Genomic DNA, 23317 nt, shown 5'->3' on the forward strand with positions numbered 1-23317 from the left:
CATGCGAATGAGCGGGTTCCTCCGCCACCTGTGGTGGATCTACCTGACCCTCGCCTCGGTGGCGGCGGCGGCGTACGTCCTGACGCCGTTCAACGACGCCACCCGCTGGGTGTACGTGCTGCTCAACTGCACGGCCCCGATCGCCACCTGGATCGGGCTCACCCGCAACGCCCCGAAACGGCGCCTCGGCTGGCAGATCATCGTGCTCGGGCTGGCGCTGTCCGGCATCGGCGACATCATCTTCGCGTCCTACACCGCACGCGGGCTCTCCGCGCCGTTCCCCTCCGTTGCCGACGCGCTGTATCTGCTCGCCCATCTGGCCATCGCGGCCGGTGCGGCCCTGCTCGCGTCCCGGTCCGGGCGTACCGCGTTCCTCGACTCGGCGGTCATCCTCGCCCCGTTCGCCAGCATCGCCTGGCTTCTCGTGGTGAATCCGCTGGTCACCACGGACGGGACCCCGCTCGCCCAGTTCGTCGCGGTGGCCGCCCCGGCCGGCACCCTCGTCGTGCTGTACTGCTCGCTGGCCCTGGCGCTCGGCGTGGAACTGCGCGCCCCCGGCGTCCGCTGGCTGCTCGGCGGGCTGATCGCCTGGTTCGTCTCGGACTCCCTCTACACCCATCAGAGCCTGACCGGCACGTACGCCGAGGGCAAGCTGATCGACCTGGGCTGGATGGCGATGCCGATCCTGATCGCCACGGCCGGCCTGCACCCGTCGATGGTCTACACCACGCCCCGCCGTTCGACCGTCAGCACGCTCACCGTGACCCGCGCCGTCACCCTGTTCGCCGCCGCTCTGCTGCTGCCCACCCTGCACCTGTTCTGGGAGCCCGCGGACGACCTGCCCCTGGTCGCCGGCGCCTGGGTGTCGGTGGCGCTCGTCGCGTTGCGCCTGGTCGCCCCGATCCACGACCTGGCCCGCCGGGTCGGCCACGACGCGCTCACCGGACTGGCCAACCGGGCGCTGCTGATGGACCGGCTCGCCCTCGCCCTGGCTTCGCTGCCGGTCGGCGGCACGGCCCGGGTCGGCCTGCTCTTCTGCGACCTCGACCACTTCAAGAACGTCAACGACAGCCTCGGCCACGACGCCGGCGACCAGCTGCTCGTGGCCATCGCTCACCGGCTGCGCGGCGCCGTCCGGCCCCAGGACGTGGCATGCCGGCTCGGCGGCGACGAGTTCGTCATCCTGATGCCGGCGGTCACCGAGGACGAGGCCGCCGCCGTGGCCGAGCGGGTCGCCACCGAACTCGGCCGGCCGATGCGGCTCGCCGACGGCAGCGACTTCTTCGCCTCCCTGTCGATCGGGCTGCGCACCACCGACCAGCTCAACGCCGATCCGGAAGCCCTGCTGCAGGACGCCGACACCGCGATGTACCAGGCCAAGGCCGCCGGACGCGGCCGGGTGGTCCGCTTCGACGTGCAGAGCCGCACCGAGGCGGCCCAGCGGCTGCGGCGCGACGCCGACTTCCGGCGGGCACTGACCCGCCCGGGTGAGCTGTTCTGCGTCTTCCAGCCGGTCTTCCGGGTCGACGACGGCAGCCTCAGCTCGGTGGAGGCGCTGGCCCGCTGGCAGCACCCGGCCGAGGGCATCCTGCCCCCGGCCGCGTTCGTCGGAGTCGCCGAGGCGACCGGCACGGTCGGCCAGCTGTTCGCGGTCGTCCTCGAACAGTCCCTGCACGAGCAGCGCACCTGGTACAACCAGACCGGACGATGGGTGCCGGTCGCGGTCAACCTGTCCCCGCGCCAGCTCGAAGCCGGCACCGCAGACGTGGTCCTCGCGGCCCTGAAACGGGCCGGCACCCCGACCACCGCGCTCACCCTGGAGCTCACCGAGATGGGCCTGGCCATGCCGGAGACCGTCGAGGCCGCCCTCGGCCCGCTGCGCCGCGCCGGTGTGCGGATCGCCGTCGACGACTTCGGCACCGGCTACTCGTCGATGGCCCGCGTCGCCGACCACGCCTGGGACACCGTCAAGATCGACCACACGTTCGTCAACGGCATCGCCGCCGACCCGGCCCGCCGTGCCCTGGCCGACGCCATGATCGGCATGGCGCACGCGCTCGGCATGACCTCCCTGGCGGAAGGCGTCGACGACGACGCCGACCTGGCCGTCCTCGCCGACCTCGGCTGCGAGTACGCCCAGGGCTACCTGCTCGCCCATCCGGTCGACAGCGACGGGATCCTGGAGATGCTGACCGCGCCGTCGGCGATCAGTGCCGGAAGCCCCCGACGATCGCGTTGAGGTCGGCGGCCAGCCGGCTCAGCTCGTCCGCGGCCTGCTGCGTGGTCCGGGCCCCTTCCGCGGTCGAGGCGGCCACGTCGGCGACCCCCGAGATGGTACGGGCCACGTCCCCGCTGTTGCCGGCCGCGTCCGCGACCGACCGGCTCATTTCGGCCGTCGTCGCGGTCTGCTCCTCCACCGCCGACGCGATCGTCGTCGTGTAGTCCCCGATCAGTCCGATCACCTCGGTGATCTCCGCTATCGCTGAGGCCGCCGCGCCGCTGGAGGACTGGATCGCCGAGATCCGGGCGGTGATCTCCTCGGTCGCCTTCGCGGTCTGCTGCGCCAGCTCCTTCACCTCACCGGCCACCACGGCGAAGCCCTTGCCGAGCTCACCGGCCCGGGCCGCCTCGATCGTCGCGTTCAGTGCCAGCAGGTTCGTCTGCTCGGCGATGCTGGTGATCAGCTTGACCACCTCGCCGATCTCGGCGCTCGCCTCGCCCAGCTCCGCGACCTGCGCGTTGGTGCGCTCGGCCACCGACATCGCCTTCGACGCCACCTGCGCGGCCCGCCCGGCGTTCGAGGCGATCTCGGTGATCGAGGCACTCATCTCGTCGGCTCCGGCGGCGATCGACTGCACGCCCGCGTTGACCTCCTCGGAGGCGTGCGACGCGCTGGTCGCCTTCGTCGAGGCGTCACCCGCGCCGGCCTGCAGCTGGGCGCTGACCGCGGCCAGTTCCTCGGCTGCCGCGGACAGGCTCAACGCCGTCCCCGACATGTCGCCGCCGATCACCGTACGCAACCGCCCGGTCGTCGCGTTCAACGCCGACGCCAGCTGGCCCAGCTCGTCACGGGAGTGCACGTCGGCGGTCGCCGTCAGATCACCCTGCTCGACCCGGCGCAGCGTCACCACCACCTTCGCGAGCGGGCCGCTCACCGACCTGGCCACGTAGACACCGATGCCCAGCGCCAGGGCGATGCCGACCACCAGGATGACGATCAACTGGTTGCGCGCCGACCGGTAGAGGTCCTCGGCTCGCGCCGCGGCGGCCGTACCTTCCCGGGCCTGGATCTCCCCGAGGCCGGTCAGCGCGGCGCTGACCTTGTCGAACGCGGGGTCGAAGGACTTCTGCTCGGCCAGCGCCGCATCTTCCGTACGGTTCTCCTGCCGGCTCAGCGGGAGCACCTGCTCGTCCGCTGCGGCGTACATCTCGTCGAGAGCGGCGCGGAAGTCGTCCCGGAGTTGCTGCTCGCCGTCGACCGCCGGATTAGCCGTGTACGCCTCCCACGCCGTCTCGAGCTCGTCGCGGAAGCCCGCGATCTCGTCCTCCCGGGCGGCCATCTCGGTCTCGTTGACCGCGATCACGTGCCGCAGCGTGGTCGAGCGGATCTCGTTGACGAGGCCGTCGACATCCGCCAGCCGTACGGCCGGGATCAGGTTGCGCTCGAAGATGCCCCCACCGGCCTCGTCGACGTCAGCGAGCTTCATGATGCCGACCCCGCCGGCCAGGGCCGCGGCCAGCGCGGCGACGAACACCGCGCACAACACCTTGACCATGACCGGCAGGTCGGCCCAGCCACTTCTCCGCGCCATCGGACACCTCCTGGTGTCCAGCTAATACCGATTCAGGCGCTTGGACTCGGAAATCAGGCTCCTGCCTCATCCAGCCTGGCCAGCTGGGCGGCGTCGAGCTTGATGCCGAGAGCCGGCACCAGGTTCTCGAACTGCTCCGGGGTACGCGGCCCGATCAGCGGCAGCACCGGCGGCTCCGAACGGTGCAGCAGCCACGCCAGCACCAGCTGGTTCGGTGTCACCCCCAGCTCGGCGGCCAGCCCGGTCACCGCGTCCAGGCGGGCATCGGTGTCCGGCCCGGCGTACGACTCCATCATCCAGTGCTCGGCCCGCCGCGCCGGATCGTCGTAGATGCCCTTCACGATCGGCGAGTAGGCGACAAGCGTCAGGTCACGGTGCTCGGTCAGGTAGTCCAGCTGCTCGTCGTCGACGATCGAGGCGTGGTTCAGCCCGGCCCGCCGCCGCAGGTAGGAATGCTGCTGCTGCACCGCCACCGGCGCGGGCCACCCGTACCGGTCGCACAGCTGCCGGATCCGCTCCAGGCGCCAGGTCCGCACGTTCGACCAGCCCAGATAGCGCACCTTGCCGGCCGTCACCAGCCCGGCGAGCGCCTCCAGGGTCTCCTCCAGCGGCGTCGAACGGTCGTCGACGTGCACGTAGTAGAGGTCGATGTGGTCCACGCCGAGCCGCCGCAGACTGCCGTCCACCGCGTGCCGCAGCGTGTCCCCGCCCGCCCCGGCGAAGGTGTTCCGGGCCAGGTCCCAGTTCGCGGTGCCGTCCGCCGCCCACAGCTGAGGCGAGTACGCCGGCAGGGCGCTGCCCTTTGTCGCCAGGAAGATCTCGTCCCGGTTCCCGCGGTCGCGCATCCAGCGGCCCAGCAGCTCCTCGCTCTCCCCGCCGCGGCTGCCCGGCCTCGTCCACCACTCGTAGCAGTCGGCCGTGTCTACGAACGACCCGCCCAGCTCCCGGTAGCGATCCAGGATCCGTACCGCCTCGGGCTCGGCGGTGGCGCTGCCCATCTGCATCGCCCCGAGCGCCAGGCTGCTGACCTGCTGGCCGGTCCGTCCCAGTTCGATGGTTCCGATACGCGTTGTGCTCATGGGAGCGACGCTATGACCTGGAGCGCGCTCCAAGTCAAACCCCCGGTCCGGCCTTCTCGCCGGGCGCGGCCGTCAGGATAGACTCGGCGACCCCATGATCGATGTACCGGCGGGTGAGGTCGTCCTCTCCGATCGCCGTACCCAGCGCCGTTGGACCGTCGAGGTCCGGCCGTTCCAGCTGGCCGCCGTCCCGGTCACTCAGAGCGTCTTCGCCGGCGTCACCGGGGATCACCCGAGCGGCAGCCGGGGCGACCACCTGCCGGTCGAATCGGTGTCCTGGTGGGACGCCCTGCGTTTCTGCAACGCGCTGTCCGGACGGGACGGTCTCACCCCCGCCTACCTGCTGAGCGCGCCGGCGGCCGCGACGTCCCGGCCGGTGCCAGGCTCGCTGCCACCGGGCGGGCCGATCGAGCGCAATCATCGGCTGCCACCCGAGGACGGCCTGCTGCCCGGCGGCGACATCCGCGGCGGCGTCACCTGGGATCGTGCGGCCGACGGCTACCGGCTGCCCACCGAGGCCGAATGGGAGCACGCCTGCCGCGCGGGGACGGCCGGGCCCCGTTACGGCCCGCTCGACGAGGTCGCCTGGCATCGCGGCAACGCGGGCGCCGGTCCGCACGAGGTGGGCACGCTGCGGCCCAACCCGTGGGGACTGCACGACATGCTCGGCAACGTGTGGGAGTGGTGCTGGGACTTCTACGACCCCGAGGTGTACGGGAGCTACCGGGTGCTGCGCGGCGGTGGCTGGTTCGACGAGCACTGGAGCTGCCGGGCCTCGGTGCGCCGCCGCAGCCACCCGACCCTGCGTCTCGACGATGTGGGCTTCCGGATCGCCCGGACTCCCCGGTCGTAGCGCGGACACCTCTCCGCGCCGCCGTCCCACGCTCTCGCTACGGCCGGCGGGCTGCGGTCGAGACCGTGACGGCGGCCATGGCGACAACGGCGAGGGCGGCCGCGACGGGGGCGAACGCGAAGCCGTACCGGATGCCTCCGGAAACGAGCGGACCGGTGAGCGCGGCACCCGCCGCACTGCCCACGGTGAACGCGGTGATGATCCAGGCGAACGCCTCGACCGCGGTCCCGGCCGGGGTCAGCCGGTCGGCACTGAGGAACACCGCGGTGAGCAGCGGCGGCAGCGACAGCCCGCTCAGCGCCAGCAGTACCGCCATCGGAACCGGCTCGGGGACCAGCAGCAACGGCACGTACCCGGCCGCGAACGCCACCGCCGTCAGGGGCAGCCGGCCGGGTCCGCCCGGTGCGGCACGCGTGTACAGCAGTCCTCCGGCGAGCGCCCCGGCCGCCTGCGCGGCCAGCAGCCAGCCGCTCAGCGAACGGTTCCCGGCCGCCTCGGCGTAGCCGGTGACGACCACCGGGAGGCTGCCCACGGCCGCGCCGGCGCAGATCACCCCGGCGACGATCAGGACGAAGCCGGGTACGCGCAACGGCCCGGCCCAATGGCGCTCCCCCGCCTCGCCGCGCCAGGTCCGTACGACCGGGGTGAGCGTGAATCCGGCGACCCCGGCAAGCTGGAACACGGCAGCGGCGAGAAGTCCGGCGGCCGGGCCGGCCAGACCGATCGCACCAAGCGTGACCAGCGGCCCGGTCACGTAGATGACCTCCTGGACGGCCAGGTCGAGCGAGTAGGCGGCGGCCACCCTGTCGGCCGGCACCAGGATCGGCCACAGGGCGCGCAGGCACGCCTCCAGCGGCGGTGTCCCGAACCCGGCCAGCACCGCCCCGGCGATCATGACGGGCAGGCCGTGCCCGCTGACCGCCACCGCGACGAACCCGATGCCGGAGACCAGCGCGGACGCCCACAGGACCGGCGGTTGCCGCCACCGGTCGACGATCCGGGCCAGCAGGGGCGCGCTGATCGCCATGCCGACGGTGTAGGCGGCCACGACCAGCCCGGCGAGGGCCAGCCCGTGTTCCTCACGGGCGAACAGCAGCAGCGCGAGCGGGGCCGCCGCCATCGGCAGGCGGCCGATCTGGCTGAAGACGAGAAGGCGGCGTACGTACGTCGTACGCAGCACCGACTTGAGGGCGGACGGTTGCGTGGAGGCCACAGCGGGCATGACGGATCGCTCCCGGTTCGAGGGAAAATCGACGGCGGCGGGGAACCCGTGCCGGTCAGGGAGCGAAGTCGGCCCGATCGTGATCGTTGCCGTAGAGCGGCAGGTCAGGCGTGATCCACCCCGCATATGCGGCGGCGATGGCCTCGACCGGTCTCATTCCCGCACCCTAACCCATTCCGCGACCGGCGAGGATGGTCCCGTGATCGTCACGGCGACCGGTCCCAGCGGTTCCGGCAAGACCCCGCCAGGCCGCCGAGGCGCCACGGTGTCGAGGGCGGGGCCGGCCGGCACACGCGAGGTGACCGGTGGCCGCGGAATGCGGGAGCGCTGGGTGAGAACGACGAAGACCAGAACCACGGAGGCCGCGGCGATCGATCCGGCACCGACCGGCTCACGGAGCAGCAGGGCCGACCAGATCAACGTCAGGACCGGCTGGACGAGCTGGATCTGTCCCACCCGGGCGATGCCGCCGCGGGCGAGTCCGGCGTACCAGGCGAAGAAGCCGAGGAACATCGAGACGACGGTGAGGTAGCCGAAGGCCGCCCACCCGGCCGCGGAGGCGTGCGGCGGATGGCTGATCGCGGCGACGGCGGTGAACGGGACGGTCACCGGCAGGGCCACGATCAGAGCCCAGCAGATCGTACGGGCACCGCCGAGCTCCCGGGCCAGCACGCCACCTTCGGCGTAGCCGAGCGCGCACAGCCCGATCGCCGCGAGCAGGTACAGGTCGGTGACCCCGAGACCACCGTGCACCGAACCGCTGAGGACCAGGAAGGTCAGCACCGCGACCAGGCCGCTTCCGCCGGCCATCCAGAATAGGACGGGTGGCCGTTCCCCGGCGCGGGCCACCGCGAACACCGCGGTCATCGCCGGCAGTACGGCCACGACGACCGCACCGTGGGCCGAGGTGGCACTGATCAGGGCGAGCGACGTGAACAGCGGGAACCCGGCGACCACGCCGAGCGCCACGATCGCCAGCCGCCACCACTGTGCCCGGCTCGGCCGTGGTGCCCGGCTCAGCCAGAGGTAGGCCGTGGCCAGTGCCGCGGCGCCGACGGCCCGCCCGAACGCGACGAACCACGGGTCCAGTTCCTGTACGGCGACGCGGGTGGCGGGTAGCGACATGCTGAAGGCGAGCACTCCCAGTGCCCCGAGCGTTATCGCTCCGGCGGCAGTAGCGCTACTCTTGTCTCTCATGGTCAACAGTAACGCAACCGATCGGGTCGTCCAAGAGTTGCGCGCCTTGGCGGCTGCCGCCCCGCCCGGTACCCAGCTGCCGTCCGTGCGTGAACTGACCGGCCGCCACCAGGCATCACCGGTCACCGTGGCCGCGGCGATCCGGGAACTCGTCGCGAACGGGCTGGTCGAGACGAGGTCGGGCCGGGGCACGTTCGTCGCCGCCCGGCCGGCCGCAGCCACCGCGCCGCCGGCCGACCTGTCCTGGCAGACGGTTGCGCTCGGGCCGCGCCGGTTCGGCGAGGAGGAGATGCAGGCGTTACTGGCGTTACCGCCATCCGGTGCGATCCCGCTGTCCGGCGGCTACCTCGATCCCGATCTGCAGCCTGTCGACGCGCTCGGTACCGCCCTCGCCCGGGCCGCCCGCCAGCCGGCGTCATGGCAGCGCGGGCCGGTCGAGGGCCGCGAGGACCTGCGAGCGTGGTTCGCCCGCGAGACCCGTAGCGGCCTGGCCGCCACTGCCGGTGGGTTACGGCCCGAGGACATGGTGATCTGCCCCGGCGGGCAGGCCGCGCTGTCGTCCGCACTGCGCGCGCTGACCGAGCCGGGCGACACGCTCCTGGTCGAGTCCCCCACCTACCTCGGTGCGCTGGCCGCCGCACACGCGGCCGGGCTGCGTGTGGTTCCGGTCCCGGCCGACCGGGACGGTGTGCTGCCCGGCCAGCTGGCCGCGGCGTTCGCCCGTACCGGCGCCAGGCTCTTCTACTGCCAGCCGCTCCACGCCAACCCGACCGGCGCCACCCTCGCCCCGGCCCGCCGCCCGGCCGTGACGGCCGCCGTCCGTGAGGCGGGCGCCTTCCTGATCGAGGACGACTACGCCCGCGACCTGACCATCGACGGCGAACCGCCGCGCCCGCTCGCCGCCGACGACCCCGACGGGCACGTCATCCACCTGCGCTCGCTCACCAAATCGGCGGCACCCGGCCTGCGGGTGGCCGCGCTCGGTGCCCGCGGGCCGGCCGGGGCCCGGTTGCGCGCCGCGCGGCTGCTCGACGACTTCTTCGTGGCCGGTCCCCTGCAGCAGGCCACCGTCGAGTTCGTCACGAGCCCGGCCTGGCCGCGTCACCGCCGCCGGCTGGCCACCGAGTTGCGCGCCCGCCGCGACGCGCTGCTCGCCGCCCTGCACCGGCACCTGCCGGCACTGGTTCCACCCACGCCTCCCTCCGGCGGCCTGCATCTGTGGGCGCCGCTGCCGGAGGGTGCCGACGACGTGGCGGTGGCCACCGCGGCTGCCGCGGCCGGCGTGGTCGTGTTTCCCGGCCGGCCATGGCACGCCGCCGAGCCGCCCCGCCCGTACCTGCGGCTCACCTACGCCGCCGCACCGCCGGCCGCGATGGACGAGGCCGTCCGCCGCCTCAGCACCGTGCTCACCTGACGGCCGCCATCCCCCGGCCCGCCGGCACCGCACAACCCGCGGGCGTCGCCACCTCACAACCCGCAGGCACCGACACCACCAACGGCACCGCCCAGCCGGCGGCGCCGCCCCGCCGTCGGCGTCACCGAGGCGGCGCGGTACGAGCCGGACGGAGTGGGGTCCGGACGGGACAGCAGGCCGCCGATACGCCCGTTATGGTTTCCGATCATGTGGAATCGGCTCGTAGCTGTACTGTCGTGCGCTGTCGTCCTGACCGGCTGCACCGGGCAGACCGGGACCGGCACCGCGACGACCACGCCGTCACCGGCCGTCGCGTCACCGGCCATCGCATCTCCGGCCGGGGCGTCGCCGGCGGCCGGCAGGTCATTCCAGGCCCGCTGGTGGGAGTGGGCCGCGGCCGAGCCTGAGTCCACCAATCCGGTGGCCGACCTCACCGGCGAGCACTGCGCACGCAACCAGCCCGGCGACGTGTGGTTTCTGGCCGGGTCGTTCGGCGGGCAGGCACAGCGGCGTTGCACGGTCCCGGCGGGTGTGCCTCTCGTCGTGCCCGGGATCAACCTGGTCGGCAGCGACCGGGCGGACTGCCGCGCCTACATGGCGGACGCGTCCGCCACGATCGAACTGGACGGCGCGAAACTGAGGCTGGACCGCGTCGAGCACGAGCCGATCATGTTCACCGCCGCGCCCAGCAATCCGGTGACCGAGACGGCCGGCGAGCACGAAGGACAGGGATGCGGGCTCTGGGCACGGATCGAACCGCTCCGCGCAGGCGAGCACGAGATCCGCATCCGGGGCCGGTCGGGTTCCTTCAGTCTGGACGTGAAATACACACTGCTGGTGAAGTCGGCATAGAGCCCGCAGCCCGTACCCGATGAGGGTGGTCAGGTGCCGCAGAAGGTGCGGTAAGTGCCGAAGTCGGGTGGGGCGGGCTCGGCGAAGCGGTCGAGACCCGGTCGTTCGGTGAACGGCTGGGTGATCACCTCGAGAAGGCGGTGAAGCGGGTCGAGGTCGCCGTCGGTGGCCGCCCCGAGGGCCTCCTCGACGAGGTGGTTGCGGGGGATGTAGACCGGGTTCACCCGGTTCATCGCGCCGGTGTCCGGGCCGAGGGCGCGCCAGCGTTTGCCCCAGTCCTCGAAAGCACCGAGGTCCTCGGCCGCCGCAAGCGTCCGGAAGAACGAGGTGAAGTCGGCTTTCTCGGACTTGAGCAGGCCGAGCAGGTCCTCGGAGAGCGATGTGAGGGTCGCGTCGTCGATGTCGTCACGGCCGGTGAGGCCGAGCTTGGCGCGGAACCCGGTGAGGGTGGCCGCCGCATACTGCCCGCGGAACTCGGCGAGAGACTCGGTCGCCTTCTCGATGGCGCGTTCCTGATCGTCGTCGAGGAGCGGGAGCAGCGCCTCCGCGAGCCGGGCCAGGTTCCACTGGGCGATGGCCGGCTGGTTGCCGTACGCATACCGCCCGCCCTCGTCGATGGAGCTGAAGACCGTCGCCGGATCGAACACATCCATGAACGCGCACGGACCGTAGTCGATGGTCTCGCCGGAGATGGTCATGTTGTCGGTGTTCATGACGCCGTGGATGAAGCCGGTGAGCATCCAGCGTGCGATCAGGCCGGCCTGCGCGCCGACGACCGCCCGGTAGAGGCCCAGCGCGTCGCCGGCGCCGGGGTGATGACGGCTGATCGCGAGGCCGGTGAGGCGGCGCAGCAGGTCGTCGTCGCCGGTGGCGCGGGCGAACTGGAAACTGCCGACGCGCAGGTGACTCGCCGCGACCCGGACCAGGACAGCGCCGGGCGCCAGATTCTCCCGGACGATCGACTTACCGGTGGCGATCACCGCGAGGGACCGTGTGGTGGGGATGCCCAGGGCGTGCATCGCCTCGCTGATCACATATTCCCGCAGCATCGGCCCGACCGCGGCGAGCCCGTCGCCGCCGCGGGCGAACGGGGTGCGGCCGGAGCCCTTGAGATGCAGGTCGCGATCCCCGAGCTCGCCGAGCAGCAGCGCCCGGCCGTCGCCGAGCCGCGGGGAGTAGCCACCGAACTGGTGCCCCGCATAGGCCTGCGCGACCGGTTTCGCCCCGGCGGGCACGTTGACGCCGGCGAGGAAGCGCACACCGTCGTCGGTGCGCAGCCAGCCGGCGTCGAGACCCAGCTCGGCGGCGAGCGGCTCGTTGAGGACCAGCAGGCGCGGCGCGGGTGGCTCGGCCGCCTGCCAGGGCATCGCCATCTCCGGCACCTCGTCGGCGAACCGGTGCCCGAGAACGATGGCGGGAGTGGTTGCGTCGCTCACCCGACCAACGGTACGTCGCCCTCAGCCGGGCACCGCACCGCTCAGGGCGTGGGTGAGATCACGAAGGTGCGGGCGTTGTCCGGGATCCGGGTGCAGCGCCGCCCGCAGGGGCCCGTCGAGCGCGGCGGCCCATTCCGGTCGCAGCCGGGCCACCGGCAACGGGTCCGCGGCGGGGGCTTCCCCGGTCACCAGGTGGTAGATCATCGCCGCGAGCTGATGAACATCGGTCGCCGGGGTGGCACGCGCCCGGTTCTGCTCCGGCGCCCGGTACGCGGCGGGGCCCTCCCGCGCCACCGGGGGCGTCGCGGCGAGCCCGGCGTCCCGCAGCCACAGCCGGTCACGCGATGCGATCAGCACTTCCGGCCGCAACGCGCGATGCGCTTTCCCGGTCGCGTGAAACCCCTCGAGCGTACGGGCCACGTGTGGCAACGCACGCAACACCGCCACCAGCGCGGCACCCGGGTAGGGCGGCCGCCCGTACAGCTCCGGAAGAATCGCCCCCGGCGGCATCGCGGTGACGAACGTGAACGCCGCGCGGTCGTCCACCCGGAGCAGCACTCTCGGCAGTCCCGGGATGCTGTCGTGCAGTCGCGCCTCGTTCCGCAGCCCGGCCCGCCGTTCCTCGGCACAGATCCCCGGCCGGATGACGTCGAGCCTGGTCAGGCACACATCGCGGGAGCCCGCACTGGCCTGCCGGGCGTCAGCGCGCAGCACCCGGTACGACCCGTCGGGCGCCACGGTCTCCGCACGGCCGCGCAGGTGGAAGATCTCGCTCCCGGCGCGGATCTCCCGGCGGGCCGCATACATATCGACACCAGTCGACGACACCCGGTCACCATAGGGTCACCATCCGCAAACGGCAACCCTTGGTGACGGTGTCATTACGAATCCTCGTCTGAGGCGTCCAATTCACCCAGGGTCCGCCAGGCCAATTCGGCAAGAGTTTCGCCCGAACTCACTTTCCAGCGCGCCGTTCCCTGATTCGCCACCGGACGCTTCTCCCAACCGGCCAACTCCCACATGCGGGAGATCAGGCCGGACGGCGAATAACGCTTGCCGTCAGCGGCCCACAGGATCGGCCGCCCACGATGAGGCACCCAGGTCGCTCGTCCCCGCGCCGGATTCTCGGCGAGCCACGCCCGAAGAGCGTCGGCCTCGCCGGGAAACGGCGTGTACAGGGTGAGCGCTTCACCTTCGGCGATGACGGCTTTGTCCACCAGTACGGAGACGGCAGTCGGACGACGTTTGCGATCCGGTGGCTGCCGGCGGTATCGGTCCGCCGTCGGCGAGTGCACCTTGCGGTTCGGGTCGAGGACACGCTGAGTAATCTCACGACCACGTGTCACATCCGAGCAGACTGCCCGGATCTGAGAACGCTCGGAATACAGATCGTCGATTGTTGTGACGACCTCGGGCAGCAGTTCCTCCACCAGTGCTTGGACCCGCTCCACAGCTTGGCGCGCCCACTCCAGTTTCGAGTCGGGCTCGTCGATCGCCTCGGTGTCGAGGCTACGGAAGACCAGATGCGCGAGAAGATAAACGCCGTGCTCGGCAAGGGCCGAACCGCGTCCGGTGTAGCGAGGGCGCAACTCGTGCAGGACCCGGCGCACCTGCCGCAGCACCAGCACCGCGTTCCAGAGGGAATAGACGCCGGGCTGAGGACGGAACAGAACGTCGTAGATACCCTGGGATCCACGTTCCCACAACACGTCGAGAGTGGTCGCGATACGAGCCGCGTACTGACTGTCCGGATGCGCACAGGCCAGCGCACAGGCTGCTTCGACGACCGAGCACCCGGTGTCCGGCTCCGGCTCGAGTTCACCGCGACGGACGCTGTACTCGAGACCGAGTTCTGCCCGCATGTCCTCCAGGATCGCCGCCTGCACCTGATCGAGGGCTATGAAGTCCCGCGCCTCGACCCGGTTCTGGCGGTTGGTCGCCTGGGTGGCCCGCTTGGCGAATTCCTGGGACTTGCCGGTCACGATGATCCGTACACCGACCTGCGCTGAAGCGGCCTCCTCGTCCGCGGCCACGGCCTCGGCAACCGATCGGACGGTCTGCGCACCGTTGACCACGCTCGCGTTGTGCAGAGTCAGACCCAGAGGCTTGCCCTGCGGCGTCCGCATCGCCCGCTGAACCCGCTCGACGGATTCGCACAGAATCGTGATCCCGTTGTTGAAATACCAGAAATTAGCCGGTTCCCCGGTCAGAGTTTCGATCATCTCGTTGTTGATCGCGGTACGCCCGAGCGGATTCCGGATGTTCAGATGGAACAGATTCGTACCGTGCTCGACCCACTTCGCCACCTGTTCGGCCTCCACAACGCCCTGGTACGACTCGTACGGTGTAGTGATCGCGAACCAGGGGAAGAGTTCGGCCTCCAGTTCCACGGGACGCGGCGACTGGTCTTCCCGAACCGAGGCCCACAGCTCGGGAGCGAGGATGATCCGGCTGTGAAGCACATCGCCGTGCCTGTTGAACTCTCGCTCGCCGAGGCCGATGGCGTCCTCGAATCCGACCGGCACGGGTTCGGCTCGCATAAGGACGATCACCTGGGTCACCGGCACCATGCCCTGCGACATCACGCTCTTCGCCGTTGCCGCCAGCGAACGCCCACGAAGATTGAACGGGGCGAAGTCCTCATCGTCGATCAGGCGGAGACCGGCGAGCAACTCCATCACCGCGGACCGATCGGCTGAGGCGTTGCCGTTCTTGTTCCACTTGGCTTGGACCAGATAGACGTGCGGTTCAGGCCCCTCGACGACCGCAATGGCGTCAATGCCCTGATCAGCAATTCCGTCAATGACAGTCAGTGCCGAATCCTGCTGACTCCACCCTGTGGCGATACGGACCGCCTGCGCAGCGAGCGCTCGGGAAAGCGCCCGTGGGGCACGCTCCTCCTCTGGCTTCCCGTCGAGATCGTCAAGGTTGAGGAGGCCGGAATCCACATAAAAAGCGCGAAGGGCCGCTTCTACCTGACGAACCTGGAGGGCCACATCTCGGGCGCCGGACCGATGGCTGGCTGAACTCAAGTCTTCCCCCGAACCTTCCGCGCCGTCAGCTCCGACAGCGTGCAATGTGGATTCTTCCAGCAGCCACCCTCGACCGGCTATCCGGCGAAGGTGGTCCCACAGCACCCTCAGCAACGCTACGCACACCACCGACCACTCAACGTGCACGCCCTGACCGACATGGGTGTTCCGGGTGCCGAGGAGCCATCACGGGATCGGGTCACGAGGTGCGGAATCGGGCAGCCTTGAACAGGTGTTCCAAATCGACCTGCTGAAATCTGTCTGGTTATGGGGTCGCCGCATGTCAGGGGCCACCCTTATGATCCTCGAGCTCTATAGATCTCGAGGTGTTTGCATGCGTGAGTTGTCCGTGCCCGAGCGGTTGGGCGCCTTCGGCGTCATGGCCGCCGCCGGCGCGGTGGTCTGGCCGATGGTCACCGCCAGTACCGGCGCGGCTCTGCCGTGTCCGCTGCGGACGGTCACCGGGGTGCCGTGCCCGGCCTGCGGTCTCACGACCGCTGCCGTGGCGCTGGTGCGCGGCCAGTTCGACACGGCTCTGCACGCCAATCCGCTGATCTTCGGCCTCGCGGCGGTCACCGTCGCCGCCGGTCCGCTCCTGGCGTTGCGCGCCGCGGGCGTACTGGAGCCGCCAAGTCCCTGGTCGCCCGCGCGTCGGCGACAGATGGGCTGGGTCGCTGGGCTACTCGCTGCCGCGAGCTGGCTTTTTCAACTGCACCGGCTCCGACCGAGCCTCCCCTATTAAAGGATCAAGAATGAGCTACCCCCCGCCGCCCGCCAACGACCCGTACCAGGGCCAGGTTCCGCCGCAGCCGTACGGCCAGCAGCCCTACGGTCAGCAGCCCTACGGCCAGGCTCCCTACGGCCAGCCCGCCGCCGAGTTCGCGAGCTGGGGTGCCCGCTTCGGCGCGTACCTGGTCGACAGCCTGGTCACGATCCCGTTCGTGATCATCGCGCTGGTGCTGGGCATGGACACCGACCCCGTGACCGGTGTGCCGACGCTCAACGCGTTCTACTTCATCGGCATCCTGGGCGCCGTCGTGGTCTCCGGCTACAACCGCTGGTTCCTGGCCGGCAAGACCGGTCAGACCTGGGGCCGCAAGGCGCTCGGCATCCGCCTGGTCAGCGAGGCCACCGGCCAGCCGATCGGTGCCGGCAACGCGTTCGTCCGCGACCTCGCCCACATCGTCGACAGCCTGGCCTGCTACGTCGGCTGGCTGTTCCCGCTGTGGGACGCGAAGAAGCAGACCTTCGCCGACAAGATCATGAAGACCCTGGTCGTTCGCTGATCTGATGTGACGGTCTTGATGTGACGGCCCGGCCGGCTCCTTTTCGGGGGAGCCGGCCGGGCCGTCGGTTTTTCCCCCAGATTTCCCGGGTACGCCTGGCGTCCGTGAACCCTGATGCGGTCGTCGTCGGCCAACTGGCCCGTGACCTGGTGCTGCTCATCGACGACATGCCGGACGCCGGAAGCGCCACCGACGTGCGCCTGCGCCGGGAGATGCTCGGCGGCAAGGGAGCCAATCAGGCGGTCGCGCTGGCGCAGCTCGGCGTGCGGCCGGCACTGGTGGCCGTCTGCGGCACCGACCTGGCCGGCGACGAACTGCTCGCGCAGGCCGGCCGTGACGGCCTCGACGTCTCCCACGTCGTACGGCGGGCGGATGCCCCCACCGGCCTGATCGTGGAGGTCCTCGACGGCGGCGCGCACTGGCGCTACCTGCAGCACCTCCCCGGGCCCATGCTGCTCACCGCCGCCGACGTGGACCGTGCCGCAGATCTGCTCCGGTCCACGCGGGCCGTGCTCGTCCAGCTTCAGCAGCCGTCCGAGGCGGTCCTGGCCGCGGCGCACCACGGCCGGGCCGGGGATGCTCTCGTGGTGCTGGACGGCGTACCGGAGAAGAAAAGTGACCGGACCGCCCTGCTGGCCCTCGCCGACGTGTGGCGTGCCGATGACCAGGAGGCGGAGTTGCTGACCGGCGTGCCGGGCGGCGATCCGGACCGGTTGCGGGCCGCCGCGCGGGAGCTGCTGGACGCCGGACCGGGCCTGGTGGCGCTGGGCCTGCCGGACGGCAACCTGTTCGCCTGGGACGACCCCCGATGGGGTACGGGCGACGCGCTCCTGCCACTCACCGACGAGAAGGTCGTCGACACCACCGGTGGCGGTGACGCGTTCACGGCGGCACTGACCGCGGCCCTGCTGCGCGGCGACTCCCCCGAGTCCGCCGCACGCGAGGCGGTCGCGGCGTCCGGCGTGACCGTACGGCATCCCGGTGGCCGCCCCGATCTCAGCGGGTCGCGCAGAACTTCGTGAGTTCGGCCGCGTCGTCCGGGTCGATCCATTCGAAGGTGCCGCGCAGCAGATCGGCCCGCTGGTCGACGGTGACGATCGCGGCGGTCAGTTCACCCCACGGCATCGCCACATGCAGAAGAGCGCGTTCGATGCCGGACGGGAGTGACGGCAGCCGGTCGTCGGCGGTGGCCCGCAGCAGCAGGCCGTCGGCGGAGATGTCCTCGACCCGGCCGGTCAGCGCGACCAGGTGCCGGCCGTCGATGTTCTCGACCTGTGCGGTGCCGACCGCCGGATAGGCGCCGGGCCGTCGCGCCGCGGACCGTCGCTGCACCACGTCGGTGGGCGCGTCGCCGATCACGTTGATCAGATCGTTGCGCAGCTCCGCCTCGACCCAGGTCACCCCGGTGGCGGTGACCAGCTCGAGAACCCCGATCCGGCGCACGCCGGGCCCGTCCAGGCTGAGCACCGGGATCGGTGGCAGCTCGGCGAGGAACGGCGCCCGGACCTCGGCGAGCGAGACGAGGACGATGGCCTGCGTACCCGGGCACCGCAGCGTGAGGCTGCTCCCCGCCGGCACGGTGATCATCATTCCCCCCGGTGATACGCCCGTCGACGAACCGCACGTTACCGGTCGTGGGGCGGCGTTTCCGGGCGTACCGGAAAAGTCAGTGCCCGGGCAGCCTTCCGGGCCGGCGGACGTCAGTGCTCCGGCAACCGGATGTCGTCGACCTTGACCGTGCACTCGCTGACGTGCAATCCGTAGTGCTCGACCGCGTTGATCACCTCGGTGCGGACCGCCGCCGTGACGTCGGCCACCACCTCACCGGCGGAGATGACCAGGATCACGGTGATCTCCACATCGGTCCCGTCCACCTTGGCCCACACGCCGCGGGTGGCATCGCCGACCTTGTCGAGGCCGATCTTGTCCAGCACCGAGTTGAAGAACCGCGCCACGTCACCGCCGAGCTCGACCACGCCGGGCACCGAGCGCGCCGCCTTGGAGGCGATCTTCTCGACCACCTCGCTCTCGAACTTGGTCTCACCACGGTAGGCCGCGACCTCGATCACCTCGGCACCACCGTGCTTCGGCGGCACGGCCGGGACCACAGCCGACACGTAGAACTCCTGCGTGCGGTCCGCGTGGAACTCGGCCTCGTCACTCATATCCGTCCCTTTTACCCAAGCCCCGAACCAGAACAGGAGCGAGCCTACTAGTGAAACTCTCTCGGCCCGGTCACGAGTTCGTGCCGCGATTTCTTGTCGGACCCTTCGCTTACATTGCGTATGCGTACGACGACACGGCGAGAGGGGATCTGCGGTGGCGAGACGACGAGGACGCCGGCGGAACCGGGTCAGCCCGCCCGCCGCAGTGGCCGCCCTGGGCGGCGGATTCCTCGCCCTCTCCCTGCTCGTCCAGGCGATCCGGGACCATCCGTGGATCGCCGCCGCGATCGCGGCCACCGTGCTCGCGGCCGGCGGCGCCTGGCTCTACCTGCGCTCCGAAGCCGACCGGCGGCTGGCCGAGCACGAGCGCAACATCTCCGTCACCGACACGATGACCGGTCCCGAGTTCGAGCACTTCGTCGCCAGGCTGATGCGAGCCAGTGGGTACCGCGGCGTACGCGTGTCCGGTGGCGCCGGCGACATGGGCGCCGATGTGACGGCCAAGGCACCCGACGGCCGCCGTGTGGTCGTGCAGTGCAAGCGCTACACCGGACCGCTGGGCAGCCCGCATGTCCAGAAGTTCGCCGGCACCGCCCGCGACATCCACGGCGCCGACGTCGCCCTGCTGGTCACCACCGGCCATCCGACCCGTCAGGCCCGGGACGTGGCCCGCCGCTGCCGGATCACCCTCGTCGACCGCGCCACCCTGGCCCGCTGGGTCACCACCCGCATTCCTCCGCTCCCCTGATCCCCAGGGCGTCGGCCGGGCGGAGCACGGCACAACCCGGGAAACCCTCCAACACGATGAAGTGCAAGGAACTAGGCAGCGTCGGTTGCAATAGTGTGTGTCGCACAGTATCGTTGCGGGCATGACAATGGATGCGACGCTCTCCGGGCATCTGCAGGAGCTGCGGCGTGGCACGGTCGTCGTCGCGAGTCTCACCGTCCTCCGCGAGCCGGGGTACGGATATTCGCTGCTCGAGACATTGAGCGCGGCCGGATTCGAGGTGGAGGCGAACACCCTCTACCCGCTGCTGCGGCGCCTGGAGACGCAGGGCCTGCTGACCAGTTCGTGGAACACCGATGAGGCACGGCCGCGGAAGTTCTACCGCACCACCGAGCAGGGGAACGCCATCGCGGCGGCCCTGCGCGGCGAGTGGCTGCGGCTGGACAAGGCGATCGGCGGCCTCGACACCCCCGACCACGGCGATTCCACTTCAGGGAGCGAGAAATGACCACCCTCATCGACCGGTATGTCTTCACCGTGCTGCGCCGGGTTCCCGAGCAGCAGCGGGCCGAAATCGAGCGTGAGCTGCGCACCTCCATCGACGACGCGGTCGATGCACGGGTGGACGGCGGTGAGGGCCGGGACGCGGCCGTCGAGGCGGCGCTGCTGGAGCTGGGCGACCCGGACCGGCTGGCCGACGGCTATGCGGACCGCCCGCAGTACCTGATCGGCCCGATGTTCTACCCACAGTGGAAGCGCGTGCTGACGATGCTGCTGTCGATCGTGCTGCCGGCGGTGGTGACGGTCGGGGTGATCATCCGGGTGCTGGGCGACGCCACGTTCGGCGAGGTGATCGGCACGGCGGTGAGCACCACGCTGACCGTCGGCGCACACATGGTGTTCTGGGTGACACTGACGTTCGGGCTGCTGGACCGGGCCGGCGTGGAGAAGGCGGATCTGCGCCGGCGGGCGTGGACCCCGGAGGATCTGCCGCGTCACGAGCCGGGCCTTCTGACGCCGGCGCAGCTGGGGGCGACCGTGCTGTGGCCGGTGCTGCTGATCGCCGCCCTGGTGCTGCAGCAGTTCTCGTTCACCGAGGAACCGGTTCTGGACCCGGCGAACTGGTCGTTCTGGTGGCCGTACCTCATCGTGGTCCTGGCCCTGGAGGGTCTCTACGGTGTGTGGGTCTTCCGGCGTGGCGCCTGGTCGCACTCGGTGACCGCGGCGAATGCCGCGCTCGGGGTGCTGTTCACCGTGCCGGTGGCATGGCTGGCCGCGACCGGGCGGTTCTTCAACCCGGCGTGGATCGCCGGCCTGGACTGGGGCACGCAGGATCCGCTGGCCTGGCTGACCGGCGTCACCATCACCATCGCGGTGGCCGGGGCGATCTACGACATCGCCGAGGTCGCGGTCCGGGCCGAGCGGGCCCGGCGCGGGCTGGCGACCCCGGTGCCCGGGACCGGCCGGGAGTTCACCTCGCCGTTGTCCTGACCGCGGGAAGCGCTCAAGTCGGGCGGGGGGATGCCGATTCTCGCGGCACTACCGGAAAGGACTCGGCCAAGGACGGCCGGGACACCGCACACGGACGAGCGGGAAGGACCCGAGATCCCCCATGACCCAGTTATCCGATCGCGCTGTTCCGGTGCGGGGTGACCGGTGGCGACCGGTGAACCCGACGCTGGACAGCGTGATTCAGAAGTACATCGACGAGGCCCGGCGCGACGCGTGCGACACGACCGGCAATGCCGGGACACTGACCGGCGGCGGGCTCGTGCTGGTGGCCTTCGGCATCATCCTGGCGATCGGCACCGGTAACCCGCTCCTGGCGATCTTCGTGGTGATGGTGCTCGCGGTCGCGGGGCTCGCCTACACCGGGGTGAAGGCGCCGCCGCTGAGCCTCGATCCGCTGCAGATCCTGGCGAACATGGGTGGTCCGGGCAACCTGCCGGCCGGTTACCTGGTGCACCCGCTCGCATGGCAGGCCGGCATGCCGGAATACGTGAAAGGTGTGCCGGAGCGCCGGATGCGGATGGCGGTGGAGTTGTGCCGTAAGCACCCCGGCGCGGTGACCGACCTGCTGCGCCTGGTGGAACGGTCCGAGCGCTGGGTCGCCGACGTCAAGCCGGGCCGGGACTTCAGCCCGGAGGGCCGGGACGCCGAGGTGATCCGGTTCGCCGTCCAGCTGATCGACGAGCAGGTCCGCAAGGTCGCCCGGACGGCCGCCTGAACTGACGACGACGCGCCCCCGGCACACGCCGGGGGCGCGTCGTTCGTCAATGCCACGGCGCGGACCGGACAAGTGCCGCAGTGGACCGGACAAGTGGCGCAGTGGACCGGACCAGCTGCCGGGGGAAGGCTCAGACGCTCGCCTGCCGGGTCGTCGGCGGTCCCAGGACCTCGCGCAGGCCGGTGACCTCCAGGACGTGACGCACCACGGGCCCGGCGGCGACGATGCTGAGCCGGCTGCCGGCCTGCACCGCCTCGTCACGGCAGATGAGCAGGGCCCGGATGCCGCCGGAATCGATGAAGGTCACCTCGGTGGCGTCGATGCCGATCTCGCCGCCGGGGTCGCTCCGCGCCACGCTGGTGACGGCATCGAGCAGGCGCACGTGCTCCATACGGTCGAGCTCGCCGGCGAGCACCAGGCCCGGAGGCCCGACGGTGATCCGCAGGCGTGATGTGGCGGGGTCAGGGTTCATCGGACTGCTCCCCAATCGGTGGCGTCCGTGTTCCCTCACCTCTGAAAGTTAGGGCGCCGGGACTTCACCTTACCCCCGAGGGCCGACGGCCGATATCACGCTGCAGCCTTCCGGCCCATGTCGCGGCGCAGCAGCCATCCCGTGTTCACTGCGTCCGGGCAGCCGGTGCCGCGGCATCAGACCAGCGCGACCGGAACCCGGACCGGGATGTTGCTTGTCAGGCGGGTCTTCCGGTGGTCCGGCAGAATCCGCGCGCCGGACGCCGGTCGGTCACGTCGAGCTGCTGGTGCTCCGGCAGCCGGGTGCCGAACGCGTCCAGGTGCACCGTGGTGACCACCTCGACCGTCTCACCGGCCGGCAGGGTGATCCGCGAGCCCGGTGGGGCGACCGTGTCCGGCGGGCAGAGCACGGTGGCGCCGTCCGGGCGGTGGGCGATGACACAGGGGCCGACGGGCACCGGACCGCGGCCGGGCGCCTCCACCTGGACGGTGCAGGGCTCGTCGACGTGGACAAGAGCGAATTCGAGCCAGTTCACCCTCCCAAGATTGCCCGGAGACGTGGTTTCCAATCGTCGTGGCAGGATCGCCGGATGCCGTACTACTCCGCCGCCGACGGTCTGCGCCTGCATTTCGAGGTGGCCGGGGACGGCCCGCCGCTGGTGGTGCTGCCCGGCGGGCCCGGCATGGACGTGCGGTATCTCGGCGATCTCGGCGGCCTGCCGTCGACCCGGCGGCTGGTCCTGGCCGATGCCCGGGCGGGCGGCCGATCGCAGGTGCCGGAGGACCGGACGACGGTCTCGTTCGTGACGCAGGCCGGCGACCTGGAGCGGTTGCGTGAGCATCTGGGGCTGGACCGGCTCGACATCCTGGCGCACTCGGCGGGGTCGCTGACCGCCCAGGAGTACGCGGTGCGCCATCCCCACCGGGTGCGGCGGCTGATCCTGGTGACGCCGATCGGCCGCGCCGGGCGCGACATCGACCGGGCCGAGGTGGCCGCGATCCGGGCCACCCGCGCCGGCGAGCCGTGGTATCCGCAGGCCGCCGCGGCGACCGGACCGTTCGCGGCGGCCCGGATGATCCCGTTCCACTGGCATCGGTGGACGCCGGAGCGGCGGCGGGAGTACGTGCCGGGGCACGCCAATCCGCTGCCGTGGTTCCGGGACGCCTTCTATGCGGGTACGGCCACGCCGGGGCCGGTGCTCGCGCCGGTCCTGGTACTGGCCGGGGCGTCGGACGGAATGATCGGCACGGCTCCGGCGCGGGTGGTGGCGGCCGCTCATCCGTACGCCCGGCTGGAGATGATGTCCGAATCCGGTCACCGCCCGTGGGTGGAGCAGCCGGAGCTGTTCGGAAAGCTCGTCGAGGACTTCCTGTCCGCCTGAGAAACCCGGCCGGCGCGTACCCGGGTGCGGGACGCCGGGGTGAGCGTTGCCGGAGCATCCCGGTATCGGCAAAGACCGGAAAAAGAGCTGTGAGCTGGGATAAAACGGGCTTTACCTAAGCCATATTCCGGATGAAACGGGGCGTTACTCACCGTGACCAGT

24 protein-coding genes are annotated in these 23317 nt (G+C 71.1%); 12 read left to right on the forward strand and 12 right to left on the reverse strand.

The annotated features are described in order from the left end of the window. The first annotated feature begins 7 nt into the window (after positions 1-7). Positions 8-2239, forward strand: a complete 2232-nt coding sequence (locus AB0G04_RS08125) for a bifunctional diguanylate cyclase/phosphodiesterase (RefSeq protein ID WP_360978468.1) — start codon at positions 8-10, stop codon at positions 2237-2239. On the opposite strand, the gene AB0G04_RS08130 is transcribed toward AB0G04_RS08125, so the two are convergent. Further along, the gene (locus AB0G04_RS08130) at positions 2208-3812 is read right to left on the reverse strand and encodes a methyl-accepting chemotaxis protein (protein WP_360978472.1); all 1605 of its coding nucleotides are present in this window, start codon (positions 3810-3812) and stop codon (positions 2208-2210) included. The genes AB0G04_RS08125 and AB0G04_RS08130 overlap by 32 nt on opposite strands. 53 nt (positions 3813-3865) lie before the next feature. Next, entirely contained in the window at positions 3866-4891 is a 1026-nt protein-coding gene (locus AB0G04_RS08135; RefSeq protein WP_360978475.1) for an aldo/keto reductase, read from the reverse strand. 94 nt (positions 4892-4985) lie between these two features. Between AB0G04_RS08135 and AB0G04_RS08140 the strand changes: the two genes are divergently transcribed. Beyond that, complete coding sequence (locus tag AB0G04_RS08140) at positions 4986-5744, forward strand: SUMF1/EgtB/PvdO family nonheme iron enzyme (RefSeq protein ID WP_360978479.1); 759 nt, start codon at positions 4986-4988, stop codon at positions 5742-5744. A gap of 37 nt (positions 5745-5781) precedes the next feature. Here the strand turns inward: AB0G04_RS08140 and AB0G04_RS08145 are convergent, their stop codons facing one another. Next, complete coding sequence (locus tag AB0G04_RS08145; protein ID WP_360978483.1) at positions 5782-6966, reverse strand: MFS transporter; 1185 nt, start codon at positions 6964-6966, stop codon at positions 5782-5784. 153 nt (positions 6967-7119) lie between these two features. After that, the gene (locus AB0G04_RS08150; protein ID WP_360978486.1) at positions 7120-8163 is read right to left on the reverse strand and encodes a DMT family transporter; all 1044 of its coding nucleotides are present in this window, start codon (positions 8161-8163) and stop codon (positions 7120-7122) included. On the opposite strand from AB0G04_RS08150, the gene AB0G04_RS08155 reads away from it, so the two are divergent. Further along, on the forward strand, positions 8162-9577 hold the full coding sequence (locus tag AB0G04_RS08155; protein WP_360978489.1) for a PLP-dependent aminotransferase family protein: 1416 nt from the start codon (positions 8162-8164) through the stop codon (positions 9575-9577). The genes AB0G04_RS08150 and AB0G04_RS08155 overlap by 2 nt on opposite strands. A gap of 53 nt (positions 9578-9630) precedes the next feature. Here AB0G04_RS08155 and AB0G04_RS08160 read toward each other — a convergent pair whose 3' ends face one another. Beyond that, positions 9631-9786 (reverse strand): hypothetical protein, encoded by a 156-nt coding sequence (locus tag AB0G04_RS08160; protein WP_360978493.1) that lies wholly within the window; start codon positions 9784-9786, stop codon positions 9631-9633. On the opposite strand from AB0G04_RS08160, the gene AB0G04_RS08165 reads away from it, so the two are divergent. Next, positions 9785-10429 carry a hypothetical protein gene (locus AB0G04_RS08165; protein WP_360978496.1) on the forward strand — a complete coding sequence of 215 codons (645 nt, stop codon included), beginning with the start codon at positions 9785-9787 and terminating at the stop codon, positions 10427-10429. The two genes, AB0G04_RS08160 and AB0G04_RS08165, sit on opposite strands and share 2 nt — an antisense overlap. 29 nt (positions 10430-10458) lie before the next feature. Here the strand turns inward: AB0G04_RS08165 and AB0G04_RS08170 are convergent, their stop codons facing one another. Genes AB0G04_RS08170 through AB0G04_RS08180 form a run of 3 tightly spaced genes read right to left on the reverse strand, consistent with a single transcriptional unit; the run spans position 10459 to position 15002 of the window. Then, on the reverse strand, positions 10459-11865 hold the full coding sequence (locus AB0G04_RS08170; RefSeq protein WP_360978499.1) for a protein adenylyltransferase SelO: 1407 nt from the start codon (positions 11863-11865) through the stop codon (positions 10459-10461). Between the two features lie 21 nt (positions 11866-11886). Further along, the gene (locus tag AB0G04_RS08175) at positions 11887-12693 is read right to left on the reverse strand and encodes a hypothetical protein (protein WP_360978502.1); all 807 of its coding nucleotides are present in this window, start codon (positions 12691-12693) and stop codon (positions 11887-11889) included. Positions 12694-12746: 53 nt separating this feature from the next. Continuing rightward, positions 12747-15002 (reverse strand): AIPR family protein, encoded by a 2256-nt coding sequence (locus AB0G04_RS08180; RefSeq protein WP_360978505.1) that lies wholly within the window; start codon positions 15000-15002, stop codon positions 12747-12749. Between the two features lie 229 nt (positions 15003-15231). On the opposite strand from AB0G04_RS08180, the gene AB0G04_RS08185 reads away from it, so the two are divergent. The 3 genes from AB0G04_RS08185 to AB0G04_RS08195 all read left to right on the forward strand — a co-directional run bounded on the left by AB0G04_RS08185 (position 15232) and on the right by AB0G04_RS08195 (position 17205). After that, positions 15232-15639 (forward strand): DUF2752 domain-containing protein, encoded by a 408-nt coding sequence (locus AB0G04_RS08185; RefSeq protein WP_360978508.1) that lies wholly within the window; start codon positions 15232-15234, stop codon positions 15637-15639. Positions 15640-15649: 10 nt separating this feature from the next. Beyond that, positions 15650-16183, forward strand: coding sequence for an RDD family protein (locus AB0G04_RS08190; protein ID WP_360978511.1), 534 nt, complete (start codon positions 15650-15652; stop codon positions 16181-16183). A 104-nt stretch (positions 16184-16287) separates the two neighbouring features. Beyond that, complete coding sequence (locus tag AB0G04_RS08195; protein WP_360978514.1) at positions 16288-17205, forward strand: PfkB family carbohydrate kinase; 918 nt, start codon at positions 16288-16290, stop codon at positions 17203-17205. Here AB0G04_RS08195 and AB0G04_RS08200 read toward each other — a convergent pair. Together AB0G04_RS08200 and AB0G04_RS08205 are read right to left on the reverse strand one after the other, a co-directional pair. Then, positions 17180-17773: a hypothetical protein gene (locus AB0G04_RS08200; RefSeq protein ID WP_360978517.1), complete on the reverse strand. Its 594-nt coding sequence runs from the start codon at positions 17771-17773 to the stop codon at positions 17180-17182. The genes AB0G04_RS08195 and AB0G04_RS08200 overlap by 26 nt on opposite strands. 110 nt (positions 17774-17883) lie before the next feature. Further along, positions 17884-18348: an Asp23/Gls24 family envelope stress response protein gene (locus AB0G04_RS08205; protein ID WP_360978520.1), complete on the reverse strand. Its 465-nt coding sequence runs from the start codon at positions 18346-18348 to the stop codon at positions 17884-17886. 154 nt (positions 18349-18502) lie between these two features. Between AB0G04_RS08205 and AB0G04_RS08210 the strand changes: the two genes are divergently transcribed. The 4 genes from AB0G04_RS08210 to AB0G04_RS08225 all read left to right on the forward strand — a co-directional run bounded on the left by AB0G04_RS08210 (position 18503) and on the right by AB0G04_RS08225 (position 21302). After that, the gene (locus AB0G04_RS08210; RefSeq protein WP_360978524.1) at positions 18503-19096 is read left to right on the forward strand and encodes a restriction endonuclease; all 594 of its coding nucleotides are present in this window, start codon (positions 18503-18505) and stop codon (positions 19094-19096) included. 121 nt (positions 19097-19217) lie between these two features. Beyond that, positions 19218-19583 carry a PadR family transcriptional regulator gene (locus AB0G04_RS08215; protein ID WP_360978527.1) on the forward strand — a complete coding sequence of 122 codons (366 nt, stop codon included), beginning with the start codon at positions 19218-19220 and terminating at the stop codon, positions 19581-19583. Next, a complete protein-coding gene (locus AB0G04_RS08220; RefSeq protein WP_360978530.1) occupies positions 19580-20566 on the forward strand; it encodes a permease prefix domain 1-containing protein in 987 nt (328 codons plus the stop codon). The genes AB0G04_RS08215 and AB0G04_RS08220 overlap by 4 nt, the downstream gene beginning before the upstream one ends. Before the next feature lie 196 nt (positions 20567-20762). Further along, positions 20763-21302 carry a hypothetical protein gene (locus AB0G04_RS08225; protein ID WP_360978533.1) on the forward strand — a complete coding sequence of 180 codons (540 nt, stop codon included), beginning with the start codon at positions 20763-20765 and terminating at the stop codon, positions 21300-21302. A gap of 130 nt (positions 21303-21432) precedes the next feature. Here AB0G04_RS08225 and AB0G04_RS08230 read toward each other — a convergent pair whose 3' ends face one another. Together AB0G04_RS08230 and AB0G04_RS08235 are read right to left on the reverse strand one after the other, a co-directional pair. Next, on the reverse strand, positions 21433-21774 hold the full coding sequence (locus AB0G04_RS08230; protein WP_360978536.1) for an STAS domain-containing protein: 342 nt from the start codon (positions 21772-21774) through the stop codon (positions 21433-21435). A gap of 217 nt (positions 21775-21991) precedes the next feature. Continuing rightward, a complete protein-coding gene (locus AB0G04_RS08235; RefSeq protein WP_360978539.1) occupies positions 21992-22309 on the reverse strand; it encodes a hypothetical protein in 318 nt (105 codons plus the stop codon). A gap of 54 nt (positions 22310-22363) precedes the next feature. Here AB0G04_RS08235 and AB0G04_RS08240 point away from each other — a divergent pair, with 54 nt between their 5' ends. Then, positions 22364-23155, forward strand: a complete 792-nt coding sequence (locus AB0G04_RS08240) for an alpha/beta hydrolase (protein WP_360978544.1) — start codon at positions 22364-22366, stop codon at positions 23153-23155. Positions 23156-23317: the final 162 nt, after the last annotated feature.

The sequence above is a fragment of the Actinoplanes sp. NPDC023801 genome (assembly GCF_040639655.1).
GTDB lineage: Bacteria > Actinomycetota > Actinomycetes > Mycobacteriales > Micromonosporaceae > Actinoplanes.

Excerpts from the sequence above, each read along its gene's own strand:
- AB0G04_RS08125 (WP_360978468.1), top strand. The coding sequence starts at position 8 with ATGAGCGGGTTCCTCCGCCACCTGTGGTGGATCTACCTGACCCTCGCC.
- AB0G04_RS08130 (WP_360978472.1), bottom strand. The coding sequence starts at position 3,812 with ATGGCGCGGAGAAGTGGCTGGGCCGACCTGCCGGTCATGGTCAAGGTG.
- AB0G04_RS08135 (WP_360978475.1), bottom strand. The coding sequence starts at position 4,891 with ATGAGCACAACGCGTATCGGAACCATCGAACTGGGACGGACCGGCCAG.
- AB0G04_RS08140 (WP_360978479.1), top strand. The coding sequence starts at position 4,986 with ATGATCGATGTACCGGCGGGTGAGGTCGTCCTCTCCGATCGCCGTACC.
- AB0G04_RS08145 (WP_360978483.1), bottom strand. The coding sequence starts at position 6,966 with ATGCCCGCTGTGGCCTCCACGCAACCGTCCGCCCTCAAGTCGGTGCTG.
- AB0G04_RS08155 (WP_360978489.1), top strand. The coding sequence starts at position 8,162 with ATGGTCAACAGTAACGCAACCGATCGGGTCGTCCAAGAGTTGCGCGCC.
- AB0G04_RS08150 (WP_360978486.1), bottom strand. The coding sequence starts at position 8,163 with ATGAGAGACAAGAGTAGCGCTACTGCCGCCGGAGCGATAACGCTCGGG.
- AB0G04_RS08165 (WP_360978496.1), top strand. The coding sequence starts at position 9,785 with ATGTGGAATCGGCTCGTAGCTGTACTGTCGTGCGCTGTCGTCCTGACC.
- AB0G04_RS08160 (WP_360978493.1), bottom strand. The coding sequence starts at position 9,786 with ATGATCGGAAACCATAACGGGCGTATCGGCGGCCTGCTGTCCCGTCCG.
- AB0G04_RS08185 (WP_360978508.1), top strand. The coding sequence starts at position 15,232 with ATGCGTGAGTTGTCCGTGCCCGAGCGGTTGGGCGCCTTCGGCGTCATG.
- AB0G04_RS08190 (WP_360978511.1), top strand. The coding sequence starts at position 15,650 with ATGAGCTACCCCCCGCCGCCCGCCAACGACCCGTACCAGGGCCAGGTT.
- AB0G04_RS08200 (WP_360978517.1), bottom strand. The coding sequence starts at position 17,773 with ATGATGATCACCGTGCCGGCGGGGAGCAGCCTCACGCTGCGGTGCCCG.
- AB0G04_RS08205 (WP_360978520.1), bottom strand. The coding sequence starts at position 18,348 with ATGAGTGACGAGGCCGAGTTCCACGCGGACCGCACGCAGGAGTTCTAC.
- AB0G04_RS08215 (WP_360978527.1), top strand. The coding sequence starts at position 19,218 with ATGACAATGGATGCGACGCTCTCCGGGCATCTGCAGGAGCTGCGGCGT.
- AB0G04_RS08220 (WP_360978530.1), top strand. The coding sequence starts at position 19,580 with ATGACCACCCTCATCGACCGGTATGTCTTCACCGTGCTGCGCCGGGTT.
- AB0G04_RS08230 (WP_360978536.1), bottom strand. The coding sequence starts at position 21,774 with ATGAACCCTGACCCCGCCACATCACGCCTGCGGATCACCGTCGGGCCT.
- AB0G04_RS08240 (WP_360978544.1), top strand. The coding sequence starts at position 22,364 with ATGCCGTACTACTCCGCCGCCGACGGTCTGCGCCTGCATTTCGAGGTG.